Source organism: Pseudomonas sp. PS01297, from assembly GCF_029959305.1.
Lineage (GTDB): Bacteria > Pseudomonadota > Gammaproteobacteria > Pseudomonadales > Pseudomonadaceae > Aquipseudomonas > Aquipseudomonas helleri.
In genome coordinates, this window is the sequence record NZ_JASCPQ010000120.1 from 1 (window position 1) to 13,786 (window position 13,786).

Here is a 13,786-nt window from a genome sequence, read left to right on the forward strand (position 1 = left end):
AGCTTGCCTCGCGATCTTTTACACGATCGAAAGATCGCGAGGCAAGCTCGCTCCTACAGGGTTCAATAAGGAGTTTTTGACGTGATTTTGATTGAACACATTCTGGGCAATGCCAAGAAAGACCCGGCCTGGAAGCAAAAACTGCAAGGCGCCAACATTGATGTGCTGGTCCTGGACCAGCGTGAAGCGCAAAAAAGCCGCTGCCGCCGCACCAGCGTCGGCGGGCTTGACCTCGGTATCTCGCTGGACCGCAACGTGGTGCTGGCTGACGGCGACGTACTGATGTGGGATGAGCCCACCCGGCATGCCGTGGTGGTGCAACTCAACCTGCGCGACGTGATGGTCATTGATTTGAGAGAACTCAAGCAGCAACCCCTGGACGTGCTGATCAAGACCAGCTTCGAACTCGGGCATGCCCTGGGCAACCAGCACTGGAAGGCCGTGACCAAAAACAACGAGGTGTACATCCCGCTCACAGTGGAAACCAAGATGATGGATTCGGTGATGCGCACCCATGGCTTTGAGCACCTGCCCTACGCCTTTGTCAGCGGTGCCGCCGTGCTGCCCAACCTCACCCCTTCTGAAGCGCGCCTGCTGTTTGGCGGCGCCGAAGAAACCGCCACCCACGTTCATGTGGCCAGCCCCCAGGACAAACTGGAAGCCGCCGCCCTGCAGATCAAAGGCCAATACCTGCATGACCCGCACAGCCATAGCCATGACAACGGCCTGACGTTTCACAGCCATGACGCTAAGCACTAAACCCGGCATAAGGCGCTTTGGATGAACGCATCAGACCTGATTCGCATCATGCAGTTTGGCGACTCGGTATTGCCCGTCGGCGCCTTTTCGTTCTCGAACGGCGTGGAGTCGGCGATTCAGACCGGCATCGTGCACGATGTCGACAGCCTCAAGGGGTTTGTCCTCACCGCCCTCAAACAGGCCGCCAGTTGTGACGGCATGGGCGTCGTCGCGGCGCACCGGGCCGCCGTGGCCGATGACCGTGACGCGATCCTGCGCGCCGACTGGGCGGTGAACAACCGCAAGCTCAATGAAGAAAGCCGGTTGATGGCCACCCGCATGGGCAAAAAACTCGCCGAAATGTCGATCCATGTGGTGGAAAAACCGCTGGTGCGCTGGTGGCTCGAACACATCAAAGCCGGTCATGCCGCCGGCACCTACCCCGTTACCCAGGCCGTGGTCATGTCTACCCAGGGCATCGGTGCCCGAGAAGTGGTGGTGATGCACCAGTACGGTGTGGCCATGACCATCCTCAGCGCGGCCATGCGCCTGATGCGGGTCACCCACCTCGACACCCAGCGCATTCTGTTTGAACTGAACCATGACATCGAAACCTTCTGCGACATCGCAGCAATCGGCGACATCGAGCAAATGTCGTCGTATGTACCCATCGTCGACGTGCTGGCGGCGGTCCACGTCAAAGCCCATGTGCGTTTGTTCATGAACTGAATCGTTGCACTTTCCAAGGAAGAGCCTGTGAAAAAAATTACCCGTATTGGTATTGGCGGCCCGGTCGGCTCCGGCAAAACCGCCGTCATTGAAGTGATCACCCCGATCCTGATCCAGCGTGGCTACAAACCGCTGATCATCACCAACGACATCGTCACCACCGAAGACGCCAAACAGGTCAAGCGCACGCTCAAGGGCATCCTCGACGAAGACAAGATCCTCGGCGTTGAAACCGGCGCCTGCCCGCACACGGCGGTGCGTGAGGACCCGAGCATGAACATCGCCGCGGTCGAAGAGATGGAAGAGAAGTTCCCGGACAGCGACCTGATCATGATCGAGAGCGGCGGCGACAACCTGACCCTGACCTTCAGCCCCGCCCTGGCCGACTTTTACATCTACGTGATCGACGTCGCCGAAGGCGAGAAAATCCCCCGCAAGAACGGCCCCGGCCTGGTGCAAGCGGACATTCTGATCATCAATAAAATCGACCTGGCGCCTTACGTGGGCGCGAGCCTGGAGGTCATGGAAAGCGACACCCAAGTGGTGCGCAGCGGCCGCCCTTACATCCTCACCAACTGCAAAACCGGGCATGGCATTGAAGCGCTGGTGGACATGATTGAACACATGTTCCTGTTCGCCCACAAACCCTCTGCCCCGGCGACCAAGGCTGAGGTTACGGCATGACCGCGCAGAGCCAGATCGTGAACAACCCTTCACGGCTTCGTGCTCATTCACTCGGCAACGACGCCCCGGAACTCGCGCAGTACCAGGACGAACCCGCGCAGATGCACAGCGGCGCCGTCGGCAAAAGCGGCTACCTGCGCCTGGGTTTTGAACAACGCGGCAAGCGCAGCGTACTGGCAGACATGGAGCGGCGCGTGCCGTCATTGGTGCAACGGGCCTTGTACTGGGACGAAGCACTGCCGCAACTGCCCTGTGTGACCATGATCTCGACCTCGGGTTGCGTGCTCCAGGGCGACCGTCTGGCCACCGATGTGAACGTGGGCGTGGGCGCCTGCGGGCATGTCACCACCCAGTCGGCGACCAAAGTGCACTCCATGAACGCCAACTACGCCACGCAGGTTCAGCACCTGCGAATCGAAGAAAACGGCTATCTGGAGTTTATGCCCGACCCGCTGATCCCTCATCGTGATGCGCGGTTTATCACCGATACGCGCATCAGTATCCACCCGACGGCAACGGCCCTTTACTGCGAGACTCTGATGTCGGGGCGCAAGTATCACCATGTCGATGAGCGTTTCGGCTTTGATGTGTATTCCTCCCGGGTATCCGCCGAAACCCTTGAGGGCAAGGAGCTGTTTGTCGAGAAATACGTGCTGGAGCCGAAAAAGCAAAGCCTGGACGCCGTCGGTGTCATGCAAACCTTTGACGTGTTCGCCAACGTGGTGTTGCTCACGCCCCAGGAACATCACGAGCGCATTGTCGAGCGCATCCCGGCCGTGTTTGACAGGCCGGCGGGACTGGCCAGCGGTGTCACACGTTTGCCCAATCAGTGCGGCTTAATCTTCAAAGTACTGGGCAATGACAGCGGCGCGGTCAAAGCGCAAATCCGCGCGTTCTGGGCCGTCGCCCGTGAAGAGATCCTGGGCGTGACCTTGCCACCGCCCTTTTTGTGGAAGTAAACGCCGCTGACGGGAGCAGGTGAACACGGCTCCCAGCGGGGTTCGATGGAGACAGTCACTATGCACGCGGCGTTATCCAAGTGGGCGCAACTGGCAAACAGCAACGCATTGCTGGGGTTTATTGACGTCACCCTGCGCGGCTGCGCGCAGGTGATGTTCCAGAACAACCCGCTGACCGGCTTGCTGTTTTTTGCCGCGATATTTGTCGGGGCCTTTGCCGAAGGCAATCCGGCGGTCGCATTTGGCAGCGTGCTGGGCACCGTCGCGGCTACGTTTACCGGCATGCACCTCAAGGACCAGACGTCGTGGAAAGCCGGTCTGTTCGGCTACAACGGCTGCCTGGTGGGCGTTGGCTTGCCGACGTTTCTGGAGGTTACGCCCATCGTCTGGCTGTGCATCATCCTCGGCGGCGTGGTCTCGGTGATCGTCACCATCTGCATTGCCGACATTCTGAAAACCTGGAAAGTCGCGGCCCTGACGGCGCCCTTCGTTCTGGTGACCTGGACCATGCTGTTGGCCAGCTATGCCTTTGGTGGCCTGAACAGCCACGCACTGCCCCTGCCCAACCTGCCCCACGATCTGGTCGCACATACGCCAGACCTGCTCGACGGCATCGATGTGTTCCACGCCACGTTCTACGGCATCTCCGAAGTGTTTTTGATGAGCACGGTGGTCGGCAGTTTATTATTTTTGGCCGGTCTGGCAGTGTCTTCGTTGTGGGCAGCGCTGTTTGGGCTGGTGGGTTCATTACTGGCGGTGCTGGTGGCAACCCTGTTGCAGGGCGAGCAGTCGGCCATCAATAACGGCTTGTATGCGTTCAGTGCCGTGCTCACCGCCATCGCCCTGGGCTCAACCTTCAACAAGCCGCGCTTGCGGGTACTGATCTACACGCTGATCGGTGTAATTTTCACTGTATTTGTGCAGGGTGCTTTGAATACTGTGTTGGCCCCTGTGGGCATCCCGACCCTGACCATGCCTTTTGTGCTCGCGTCGTGGTTATTTCTGGTGCCGAACAAGGACGTAATGCCCTCTCATCGTCAATAAGTGCAGTGTTTTGAGGAACAACAATGACCGCTATCGCTCACCCTTCCAGCCGTTCTGACACCAGCGATACCACAAGGCGGGCCATTTATTTACTGGTGGGCCTGGTGGTCGCCAACCTGCTCGCCTGGGCCTGGGCGTTTATCGAGTTCGGCAGCAACCCGGTACTGATGGGCACCGCGTTGCTGGCCTACGGCTTCGGGTTGCGCCATGCGGTGGATGCTGACCACATCGCGGCGATTGATAACGTCACGCGCAAATTGATGCAGCAAGGCAAGCGACCGATTGCCGTCGGTACGTGGTTCTCCCTCGGGCACTCAACCATTGTGGTGCTCGCCTCCTTTGCCATCGCCGCCACCGCCATGGCCTTCAAGGACGACATGGAATGGTTCCATGAAACCGGCGGTTTGATCGGTACCCTGGTGTCCTCGGTGTTCCTGCTGCTGTTCGGCGTGCTTAACCTGGTGATCCTGCTGTCGGTGTACAAAAAGTTCAAACAGGTCAAGGCGGGCCACACCTTGCCCGCCGAAGAACTGGACCTGTTGGTGGCCAGCAAGGGCGGGCTGATGGCGCGCATCTTTGGCCGCCTGTTCAACCTGGTCAATAAAAGCTGGCACATGTACCCGGTGGGGTTTCTGTTCGGCCTTGGCTTTGATACCGCCACCGAAGTCGGGCTGCTGGGTATCAGCGCCACCAGCGCCTCACAAGGCATCAACCTGTGGTCAATCATGGTGTTCCCGGTGCTGTTTGCCGCCGGTATGGCGCTGATCGACTCGCTCGACAACTTCGTGATGATCGGCGCCTATGGCTGGGCCTTCTCCAAGCCCGTGCGCAAGCTCTACTACAACATCACCATCACCGCCGCGTCGGTGTTTGTCGCGCTGTTTATCGGTGGCGTCGAAGCGCTGGGCCTGATCGCTGACAAGCTGGAACTGAGCGGCGGAGTATGGGCGCCGATTGCGGCGCTTAATGACAACTTTGGAGAAATTGGCTACTGGATCATTGCCATGTTCGTGCTCTGCTGGATGATTTCGGGGCTTAACTACTACCTGCGAGGCTATGACCGACTGGGTGCCAGCGTCTAAAGCCACTTGTTAAACTGCGCGAAGCCAGAAAGGTCAGGTGTATTAACCTGACCTACACTCTTGAAACCGCTAAATAGACACGTCGTAGGAATTATGACTTTATTACAGGAAGTTAAATCGCGACTCTCGTTTGCGTATGGGGTGGCCCTAGTGGCTGCCATCAATGGGATGGCCCTGATTCTGCCGGTGCTGCAACGCGGCATCGCCCACTCTGATGCGGCGGGCGGTGTCTTTAACTCGTGGAAGGACGCCTTAAGCTTTTTAGCCTTGCTGGAAATCCCCGGATTTGTCGTCGGTTTTTTGCTGCTACTGATGTCGATAGGCCTGTTGCTCAAGTCCCGCATCAGTTGGTTTTTTTCGCTGCTGTTATTGATCGCCACGGTCTGCGTCGATTTTTTCATCGTGAAAAATCCCAACGGCGTGGCCTACTACTCGTTGTTCACCATCGCCCTGCTGATTTTTTACTGGCGTCGCTTTGATCACCACAGCCTGGCCACCGGCAGCTTCTTTGCGATCGTCAGTATCGCCTCGCTGATTGTCTACAGCACCTTGGGCACGTTGTACCTGGGCGATCAATTCACCCCTGAGGTCAACGACCTGCCTTCAGCGTTTTATTTCTCCATTGTGGTGATGTCGACCGTCGGTTTTGGCGACATCGTGCCGCACAGCACCGATGCCCGGCTCTTCACCGTGACGGTGATTATTCTGGGGATCACCATCTTCGCGGTGTCGGTGGCGTCGATTGCCGGACCTCTGATCAGCAATAACATTCAACGCATTGTCAAAGGCAGGATTACCCACATGGCCCGTAAAAATCACTACATCCTGGTCGGCACTGGCTCACTGGCCCAAAACGTTTATACCGGCCTGATTGACCGTGGCGAGCACGTCACCGTCATCAATGTTCCTGGCGCCCAGCACGAGTTGCCAGAAACCGCCGATATCATCGAGGGTGATCCTTCTTCAACCGCGACCCTTAAACTGGCCGGTGCCGACGAGGCCAAATACATCGTCACCTTGCGTGAAAACGATGCAGAGAATGTGTTCACCATTCTGGCCGCCAAGGAAGTGGCAGGTGACACCACCAAAATCATCGCGCTGGTCAACGAAACCGACAACATCCCCAAAGTTAAACGCGTGGCCCCGAACATGGTGCTGTCCCTGCCGTTGTTGGGCAGTGAACTGCTGGTGCGCACCCTGCAGGGCGATCAGATCGACAACAACCTGATCACCGAAATCTTCTTCGGCAAGCGCACGTCGCTGTAGCCAATAGCCCTTTCGTTGTGCCCCGCAATGGCCTGGAACAAGGCCCGTGCGGGGCCTCTCGCCCTCCCGGCGTAAAACTTAAAACCTGTCCTACACTCCCCCGAACCTCATAACGGACATGTGGTAGGTGGGAACCATGGCTTTATTACAGGAAGTTAAATCGCGACTCAGTTTTGCCTATGGCGTCGCACTGCTGGTGGCTATCAATGGCTGTGCGATGGTCCTGCCCGTGTGGCTGCGCTGGCTCGCGCAGGCCGAAGCTGCGGGCAGCTCGTTTCATTCATGGAAAGAAGCTCTGGGCTTTTTCGCCCTGCTGGAAATTCCCGTGGTCATCACAGGCTGCGTGCTTGTACTGATGTCATTCGGGCTGCTGATCAAGTCACGGATCAGTTGGTTCTTTGCCCTGCTCTTACTCCTGGCAGCGGTCTGCATCAACTTTTTCATCGAGAAAAAGCCCAACAACGTCACTTACCTTTCGTTAGTCAGCATCGCCGTGCTGTTGTATTACTGGCGACGGTTTGACCACTACAGCCTGGCCACCGGCAGCTTTTTTGCGATCGTCAGCCTTGCTTCGCTGACCGTCTACAGCACGCTGGGCACGTTGTACCTGGGGGAGCAGTTCGCACCGCCAGTCACCGACCTGACCACGGCGTTCTATTTCGCGCTTGAGGTCATGACCACCGTAGCCTTTGGCGACATCCTCCCGCACTCCACCGTGTCCCGATATTTTTGCCTGACGGTGATCGTGCTGGGCATCACTCTGTTTGCCATTTCCCTGGCGTCCATTGTCGGGCCGCTAATCAGCAACAATATCCAGCGCATCATTAAAGGCCGGATGACCCACATGGCGCGCAAAAAGCACTACATTCTGGTGGGCGCCAGTTCATTGGCCCACAACGTCTACAACGGCCTGACGGCACGTGGCGAGCATGTCACGGTGATCTGCGCTCCGGGCAGCCAGCATGAGTTGCCAGACAAAGCCGATATCGTCGAGGGGGACCCTTCGGCAACCTCGACCCTCAAACTGGCGGACGCCGGTGCAGCCAAGTACATCGTCACCCTGTCGGACAGCGATGCACAAAACGTATTCACCATTTTGGCGGCCAAGGAAGTGGCCGGCGAAAACACCAAGATCATTGCGCTGGTCAACGACACTAAGAACATCTCCAAGGTCAAACGCGTGAACCCGACCTTGTTGCTGTCACTGCCGCTGCTGGGCAGTGAATTGCTGATACGCACCTTGCAAGGCGACACCATCAACAACGACCTGATCACTGAAATGTTCTTCGGCAAGCGCACGTCTCTGGCGTAAAACGTGTGCTCAATAAAGAGTAAAGCGAGGCGGCGACACCCATCACCGCCTCGCCCTGCAAGCGGATCAAAGCTTCTTCAGGGTTTCCTGAGTGATGGCCTCAAGACCGTCTTCAGTGATCTTCTTCCAGTCCGAGTCGGTCACCACCTTGACGTTCTCGGTGACCAGGGTTTTCACGCTGTACTCAGGCGCGCCTGCAGGTTTGATCTGCAACAGGGACTGATTGCGTACGCCCTTGTCCAGCACCCCGTCGACGCCAGACCATGACCAGAACTCCAAGATGCGCACCTGCACCTTGCGCACATCGCCGCCCGTTGGCGTGCTCACGACCTCATAACCGGCCTGACGGTAAGCACTGGCCACCGCATCACTCACCAACCCGGCCACCGTGCGGCCTTTGGGCAGGAGCACATCTCCAATGGCCCAATTGAAGTTGTTGCGTTTGCGCGCAATCGCACGTTCGGTAATCGACTTGTCGTCGATCTCGCCGTGCTTCAGGGAAGGGATATCGAAACTGTCTGGCTTGACCTGGAAAACCCGCTCATCAACGGAACTGACAAACACCTTCTTGCCATTGCTCGGAGCAGGCGTTTGAGTATTGCCCGGCGGCAAAACATCCACGTCCACCTCTGCCCGGTTGGTGGCGCAACCGGCCAGCAATACCAACGCTACAACGCCCAAAAATCTGCGAACCATCTTCATTACTCCCTTTCTTTATGTGCCTTCATTGGCACGGCCAAAAACTGGCCAAAAGGGAGTGTAGAAGACCGAACGCAGTTGGGCGTTATTGACTCAGGCCTTGGCCGCCATGGCGGTCACTTCTACACGTATGCCTTCTACCGCCAGAGCGGCCACGCCAACAGCAGCACGCACCGGCCACGGCTTGGCGAAAAAGCGCTTGTAGACTTCGTTGAACGCCGCACGGTCGGCCATATCAGTCAGGTAAATCGTCAGGTGCAACACCCGGTCCATCGAACTGCCAGCCTTTTCCAGGGCAACCTTGAGCGCCTGCAACGTGCACTCGCTTTGCTCAGTGATCCCGCCCAGCTCCAAGCTGCCGTCAGCACGGGTCGGGATCTGCGTGGAGACCAGAATCCCGGCAAAACCGGCAACATCGGAAGAGATGGAATCGGCGTCTGGATCAGGGGTGAAGGTAATGTCTTGGTGGGCCATGTGAGTCTCTGGTTCAGGGTGAATAAAAACTTCAGGTCTTGCTCATGCCCAGGCAATTCAGGCCTTGGGCAGTCAGTCGGTATTTCTGTACCGGGCTGCGCGGCGAAAGCGGATCCGTCATTTCAACGAACCCGGCGGTCAACGCAGGTGACAAATAGTTGCTGCGAAAGGTTGCCCGATGAGTCAGCCCCAACAGAGGCATCAACTCAGCCGTTTTCAACCCCGTGCTGCCTTTAAATGCTTCAAGCAAGCGGATTACATGACTGCTTACTTGGTCGGTTACTTGGTCGGTCTGTTCTGCATTCAGTAAGCAATGCGTGGCCTCATTAAAAACTAAAAGCCCGCCTCACGCCTGGCTAACTTAACCAACCGCCGCGCTGGCTGCTTCTGCGGCGAGGGCGAGTTTAACACTGGGACGCGCTGCAATCCGCTCGCGGTAAGCCGCCAACAACGGCCAGTGGTGAAGATCGATGCCGAAAAAGGGCAGCCAGCCCAGTACGGTAAACAGGTAAATGTCGGCCAGACCGTAGCTGCCCATCAAGTAGTGCTGATGGGCCAGTGTCTGACTCAGGTAATCGAGCCTTTTGAACAGTTTTTGCTTGAACCACTGCTGTGTGGGCTCGGGCAGGTCGCGATTAAACAACGGTGCACAGCCGCTATGGATTTCTGCCGTGATGTAATTTAACCATTCCTGCAACCGGACACGTTGCCAGCTGCCATTGGCCGGGGCCAGTGAGTTTCCGGGCACAAGATCGGCCAGGTACTGGACAATGACCGCGCCCTCGGTCAGCACTTCGTCGCCATCGAGCACTAAGGCGGCGACGTAACCCTTGGGGTTAATGGTCATAAAATCATTGCCGTCTGCAGTGCGCTTTGTCTGGTTATTCACCCGAATCAGATCAAAGGGCAGCCCCAATTCGCGCAGGACAATGTGCGGGGACAGGGAGCAAGTCATAGGGGCGAAATAGAGCTTCATGTGAGGTCCTTGCAGAGCGATGGGTTTGCGCTAGCGTCCTCCAGGGAGGTGGCCTTTCGCAAAGGACTTTTGCGGTGCTACCTTATGACAAAATCTCATGAGCAACACTCACCTTATGGCCAGCAGACTCCCCTCCCTCAATGGTTTGCGGGCCTTCGAATGCGCCGCACGGCACATGAGCTTCACCCAGGCAGCGATTGAGCTGAATGTCACCCAAACCGCGATCAGCCATCAAATTCGGCGACTCGAAACCGAGTTGGGCGTGCCCTTGTTCTTGCGCCTTAAGGAGGGGTTGGCGTTGACTCAGCAAGGCCAGTGTTACTTGCCGGGAGTTCGATCGGCGTTTGCTCAGTTGCGGCGTTCAACAGATGCACTGTTGGGCGCACGCAACACCCTGACCATCAGCACTCTGGTGTCATTGGGGTCAAAGTGGTTGCTGCCTCGGCTGGCCTCGTTTAGAGCCGCGTTTCCAGACATTGATGTACGGGTCACCGCTTCGACCGACTGGGTAGATTTGCGCAAGGGCGGTGTGGATGCTGCGATTCGTTATGGAACAGGTGACTGGAAAGGCTTGCACGCGGACTGGTTAATGACCGATGAAATCTTCCCTGTGTGCAGCCCCGAACTCCTGAGCGGCCCGAAAGCCTTGAAAAGCCCGGCCGATCTGGCCAGGCAGACCCTGCTGCACATCAGCGGCGTCACCGACAACGACTGGAACCTGTGGCTGAGTGCCGCTAGCCAGCCCGTGGCCTTGGCGTCGCAGTCGAGGCTGACGTTTGACCTGGCAATGCTGGCAGTCCAGGCGGCAATAGACGGGCTAGGCGTGTGCATAGGCCGTTCGACCTATGTCGATGAAGACCTCAAAGCAGGTCGACTGGTGGCGCCGTTTGACCTGAGATTGAAATCCGAATACGGGTTTTATCTGGTCACACCGCTGGAAACCGCCAACGATCCCAAGATTGTGGCGTTTAAAACCTGGCTGATGGCGCAAATGCGGCCAGAGCAAGATCTGCAAACGCAATAAAACCGTAGGAGCGAGCTTGCCTCGCGATCTTTTGATCTTGATCGCAGCCTTCGTTCCTCGTCAGCGACTACAGGCCGTGGGAGATCACAAAAGCTGAAACACCGCTGACATCTCTTTGAGCTAAGTTTGCGGGCCTCTATCTTGCCGCTCCCGGACTTGCCTTCGCCCATGATTGTTGTCACCAGCGGCTCTGCCTACCTCGATATCGATGCTTACGCGGGGTGTATTGCTTTCGCCCAGTTGCTTAACCTGCAAGGCCTTGCGGCCAAGGCGATCAGCAGTGCCCCGCTCAACCAGAGCATCAGCCAGACCCTTCGCGAATGGCCCGTTGCCCTAGATGCACACCCTGTCACTGAGCACGATCATTTCGTGATGATCGACATCAGTGACCCCAGCCATTTCGACGCCTGTGTCGATACACAGCGTGTGGTTGAAGTGATTGACCATCACCCGGGCTTTGAGTCGTATTGGCAACAACGGCTGGGCACCAGGGCCGCCATCGAAGCTGTCGGCGCCGCCTGTACACAGGTGTATGAGCGCTGGGTCGACGCCGGTCTGTTCCACGCAATGAATTCAAGCACCGCCGCCTTGCTGGCCACTGCGATTCTCGATAACACCCTGAACCTCAAGGGCCAGATCAGCACTGCCCGCGATCAGCAGGCCTACGCAGCGCTGGCCGACAAGGCAGGATTGGCTCAGGACTGGCCAGCCCGTTACTTCAGTGAATGCCAAACCGCGATCGAGCATGACCTGCCTGCGGCGATCAATAAAGATCTCAAGCGCATGGATGCTCAATTGCCGCTGCCACGGGTGATCGGGCAACTCACGGTATGGAATGCGCAGCACCTGTTGCAGGCGCAGCGGGCAACGCTGGTATCGACCCTGCAAGCCCATGACCCGGACTGGCTGCTCAACCTGATCAGCATCGACGAACACTGCAGCTACCTGTTGGTCGGCAGCCCGGCCAGCGCCGCGCACGTCGCTGAGTTGCTCGACGTGACCTTTGTCGAGCAACTGGCCAAGGTGCCCGGCGCACTGCTGCGCAAGCAAATCCTGCGCGCGGCGTTGAATTCGCAGACAAGCCATTGAGCAAGTGATCGACGATCAGCAGAAAATGATTTATTCCTCAAAAGAATAACCAGGCGTTTAGACAGGTTATTTAGGGCATATGGAAAGATTAAAAGATCGCGAGGCAAGCTCGCTCCTACAGAGGGTGCGATATAAGCCAGTTTTGTAGTCGCTGCCGAAGGCTGCGATGTTTTGATCTTGATACATTGTGATTAGGCAAATCCGCTCTGGCCCAACAACGAATAGTTGTACGCGAGATTTATGATCGTCGTTTTATCCGCAAAAACATTTTTATGGGCGACTCCAAAACCACCAAAATCATCCCCAGAAAAATCACTAAAAACGCCACAAGCATTTCAAAAGAAATTATTTGTCCATAAAAAATCACTGCAACACAAAACTGAGTCAGTGGTAGCACAAACTGCAACAGCCCCATGACACTCAATGGCAGATTTTTTGCAGCGAATGCAAAGAGTGCCAAAGGGATCAATGAAACCAGACCACAGCTTAGAAGCAATGACCAATCGATTACAGTTAACCCTATAGGAACCTCTATTCCACCATCAGAATATAAAACCAAGGCAACAACCATAACGGAGAGCAATAAAGATTCAACAAACAATCCAGACACAGGATCTAGACGGGCCATTTTTTTCAACCACGTGTAAGCCCCCCACGTCACACCGATGCTTAAATACACACGGAAATCCAAGCCCGGCACGCTCAAAATCAGAAACAACACGCTCAACACTACAAAGAACAGGGCGACACCTTTAAATATGGATACAAACTCTTTATAAAAAACCAGCCCTAAACCAATTCCAAACAACGGAGCAATGAGGTAACCCAGCCCACTCTCAAACACCCGAGAATGAATCGAAGCCCAAATAAATACCCCCCAGTTACAAGCCACTAAAATCGCTGCCGCGCCGTGCAGTGATACATCTTTCCACTTGATCTCCAACAACAAGCACTTAAGCTCTTTTCGAGCCAACAAAATAAACGTCACACTTACCGTTGAAAAAACAACTCTATAACTTAATAAAGCAAACGGGGACATTTCATCAAGTGCTTTCCAATAAAGTGAAGAAAGCCCAAGCAGTACATTTGAGATTATCGCCGCGAGCAAACCAGCCTTGGCTCCGGCGCGAGCATAACTCATAACAAAAATTTAGCGCACAACATAGACCCACTCCTAATAACTTAGTGCAACCCCCTTAAAAATACACTCTCACTCAGCAGCCCGTTAAAATCGCTACCCCCAACACAAAACACCATCCTCCAACGCCACTAACAGGTCAAGATAAAAAGCACCACTAAAACGACACATTTCGACACACGAAAACTCAACCCACCACACCCCTTACCCTTAACACTCCAAGCCAACATATAACGATTTTTACAACGAGCACAACCCGAGGAAAACTGACGAACGGCACATATACCCGCATAAAAAATCAAACAAACACGCCATACAAATAAACCATGCAACAAATAGCTATTTACGACCAATCACCACACTTTCCACATCCCACGCACAACAATTAAAACCATCTAAAACAAACTTTTATTTCTCAAAAATAAACTCCACCGCAAGTTAAATGAAATACAGAGTATAAGTTTCAGGACTTTGCCTACGCCAAACTTCAACATCTCCCACCCTCTATTTTCATGCCCTACGTATTCCCCCCTTACTCCCCCACCGCGTTCACCGCTACCCTTGCCCGCACG

15 protein-coding genes are annotated in these 13,786 nt (G+C 55.9%); 10 read left to right on the forward strand and 5 right to left on the reverse strand.

Annotated elements, in window-relative coordinates:
* Positions 1-81 precede the first annotated feature (81 nt).
* The 8 genes from ureE to kch (QMX84_RS23695) all read left to right on the forward strand — a co-directional run bounded on the left by ureE (position 82) and on the right by kch (QMX84_RS23695) (position 7,814).
* Entirely contained in the window at positions 82-759 is a 678-nt protein-coding gene (gene ureE / locus QMX84_RS23660; protein ID WP_282364915.1) for an urease accessory protein UreE, read from the forward strand.
* A 21-nt stretch (positions 760-780) separates the two neighbouring features.
* Positions 781-1,467 carry an urease accessory protein UreF gene (locus tag QMX84_RS23665; RefSeq protein ID WP_262123593.1) on the forward strand — a complete coding sequence of 229 codons (687 nt, stop codon included), beginning with the start codon at positions 781-783 and terminating at the stop codon, positions 1,465-1,467.
* 27 nt (positions 1,468-1,494) lie between these two features.
* The gene (gene ureG, locus QMX84_RS23670; RefSeq protein WP_048387408.1) at positions 1,495-2,151 is read left to right on the forward strand and encodes an urease accessory protein UreG; all 657 of its coding nucleotides are present in this window, start codon (positions 1,495-1,497) and stop codon (positions 2,149-2,151) included.
* Entirely contained in the window at positions 2,148-3,110 is a 963-nt protein-coding gene (locus tag QMX84_RS23675; protein WP_282364916.1) for an urease accessory protein UreD, read from the forward strand. The genes ureG and QMX84_RS23675 overlap by 4 nt, the downstream gene beginning before the upstream one ends.
* 45 nt (positions 3,111-3,155) lie before the next feature.
* Positions 3,156-4,154 (forward strand): urea transporter, encoded by a 999-nt coding sequence (yut, locus tag QMX84_RS23680; RefSeq protein ID WP_282364917.1) that lies wholly within the window; start codon positions 3,156-3,158, stop codon positions 4,152-4,154.
* Positions 4,155-4,177: 23 nt separating this feature from the next.
* The gene (locus tag QMX84_RS23685) at positions 4,178-5,236 is read left to right on the forward strand and encodes a HoxN/HupN/NixA family nickel/cobalt transporter (protein ID WP_282364918.1); all 1,059 of its coding nucleotides are present in this window, start codon (positions 4,178-4,180) and stop codon (positions 5,234-5,236) included.
* A 93-nt stretch (positions 5,237-5,329) separates the two neighbouring features.
* Positions 5,330-6,502, forward strand: a complete 1,173-nt coding sequence (gene kch, locus QMX84_RS23690) for a voltage-gated potassium channel protein (protein WP_282364919.1) — start codon at positions 5,330-5,332, stop codon at positions 6,500-6,502.
* A 136-nt stretch (positions 6,503-6,638) separates the two neighbouring features.
* A complete protein-coding gene (gene kch, locus QMX84_RS23695) occupies positions 6,639-7,814 on the forward strand; it encodes a voltage-gated potassium channel protein (RefSeq protein ID WP_282364920.1) in 1,176 nt (391 codons plus the stop codon).
* Positions 7,815-7,880: 66 nt separating this feature from the next.
* Here the strand turns inward: kch (QMX84_RS23695) and QMX84_RS23700 are convergent, their stop codons facing one another.
* The 4 genes from QMX84_RS23700 to gstA form a co-directional block, all read right to left on the reverse strand.
* Complete coding sequence (locus tag QMX84_RS23700) at positions 7,881-8,510, reverse strand: flagellar biosynthesis protein (protein ID WP_282364921.1); 630 nt, start codon at positions 8,508-8,510, stop codon at positions 7,881-7,883.
* A 96-nt stretch (positions 8,511-8,606) separates the two neighbouring features.
* Positions 8,607-8,987, reverse strand: coding sequence for a RidA family protein (locus QMX84_RS23705; RefSeq protein WP_282364922.1), 381 nt, complete (start codon positions 8,985-8,987; stop codon positions 8,607-8,609).
* Between the two features lie 31 nt (positions 8,988-9,018).
* The gene (locus tag QMX84_RS23710; RefSeq protein ID WP_348775201.1) at positions 9,019-9,237 is read right to left on the reverse strand and encodes a Fic family protein; all 219 of its coding nucleotides are present in this window, start codon (positions 9,235-9,237) and stop codon (positions 9,019-9,021) included.
* Positions 9,238-9,348: 111 nt separating this feature from the next.
* Complete coding sequence (gstA, locus tag QMX84_RS23715) at positions 9,349-9,963, reverse strand: glutathione transferase GstA (RefSeq protein WP_282364923.1); 615 nt, start codon at positions 9,961-9,963, stop codon at positions 9,349-9,351.
* A 115-nt stretch (positions 9,964-10,078) separates the two neighbouring features.
* Here gstA and QMX84_RS23720 point away from each other — a divergent pair, with 115 nt between their 5' ends.
* A complete protein-coding gene (locus QMX84_RS23720; protein ID WP_282364926.1) occupies positions 10,079-10,987 on the forward strand; it encodes a transcriptional regulator GcvA in 909 nt (302 codons plus the stop codon).
* A 168-nt stretch (positions 10,988-11,155) separates the two neighbouring features.
* Entirely contained in the window at positions 11,156-12,076 is a 921-nt protein-coding gene (locus tag QMX84_RS23725) for a DHH family phosphoesterase (protein ID WP_282364924.1), read from the forward strand.
* A gap of 238 nt (positions 12,077-12,314) precedes the next feature.
* On the opposite strand, the gene QMX84_RS23730 is transcribed toward QMX84_RS23725, so the two are convergent.
* Positions 12,315-13,217: an EamA family transporter gene (locus QMX84_RS23730; protein WP_282364925.1), complete on the reverse strand. Its 903-nt coding sequence runs from the start codon at positions 13,215-13,217 to the stop codon at positions 12,315-12,317.
* Positions 13,218-13,786 lie beyond the last annotated feature (569 nt).

Excerpts from the sequence above, each read along its gene's own strand:
- QMX84_RS23665 (WP_262123593.1), top strand. The coding sequence starts at position 781 with ATGAACGCATCAGACCTGATTCGCATCATGCAGTTTGGCGACTCGGTA.
- yut (WP_282364917.1), top strand. The coding sequence starts at position 3,156 with ATGGAGACAGTCACTATGCACGCGGCGTTATCCAAGTGGGCGCAACTG.
- gstA (WP_282364923.1), bottom strand. The coding sequence starts at position 9,963 with ATGAAGCTCTATTTCGCCCCTATGACTTGCTCCCTGTCCCCGCACATT.
- QMX84_RS23675 (WP_282364916.1), top strand. The coding sequence starts at position 2,148 with ATGACCGCGCAGAGCCAGATCGTGAACAACCCTTCACGGCTTCGTGCT.
- QMX84_RS23705 (WP_282364922.1), bottom strand. The coding sequence starts at position 8,987 with ATGGCCCACCAAGACATTACCTTCACCCCTGATCCAGACGCCGATTCC.
- QMX84_RS23725 (WP_282364924.1), top strand. The coding sequence starts at position 11,156 with ATGATTGTTGTCACCAGCGGCTCTGCCTACCTCGATATCGATGCTTAC.
- QMX84_RS23730 (WP_282364925.1), bottom strand. The coding sequence starts at position 13,217 with ATGAGTTATGCTCGCGCCGGAGCCAAGGCTGGTTTGCTCGCGGCGATA.
- kch (WP_282364919.1), top strand. The coding sequence starts at position 5,330 with ATGACTTTATTACAGGAAGTTAAATCGCGACTCTCGTTTGCGTATGGG.
- QMX84_RS23720 (WP_282364926.1), top strand. The coding sequence starts at position 10,079 with ATGGCCAGCAGACTCCCCTCCCTCAATGGTTTGCGGGCCTTCGAATGC.
- QMX84_RS23700 (WP_282364921.1), bottom strand. The coding sequence starts at position 8,510 with ATGGTTCGCAGATTTTTGGGCGTTGTAGCGTTGGTATTGCTGGCCGGT.
- kch (WP_282364920.1), top strand. The coding sequence starts at position 6,639 with ATGGCTTTATTACAGGAAGTTAAATCGCGACTCAGTTTTGCCTATGGC.
- QMX84_RS23685 (WP_282364918.1), top strand. The coding sequence starts at position 4,178 with ATGACCGCTATCGCTCACCCTTCCAGCCGTTCTGACACCAGCGATACC.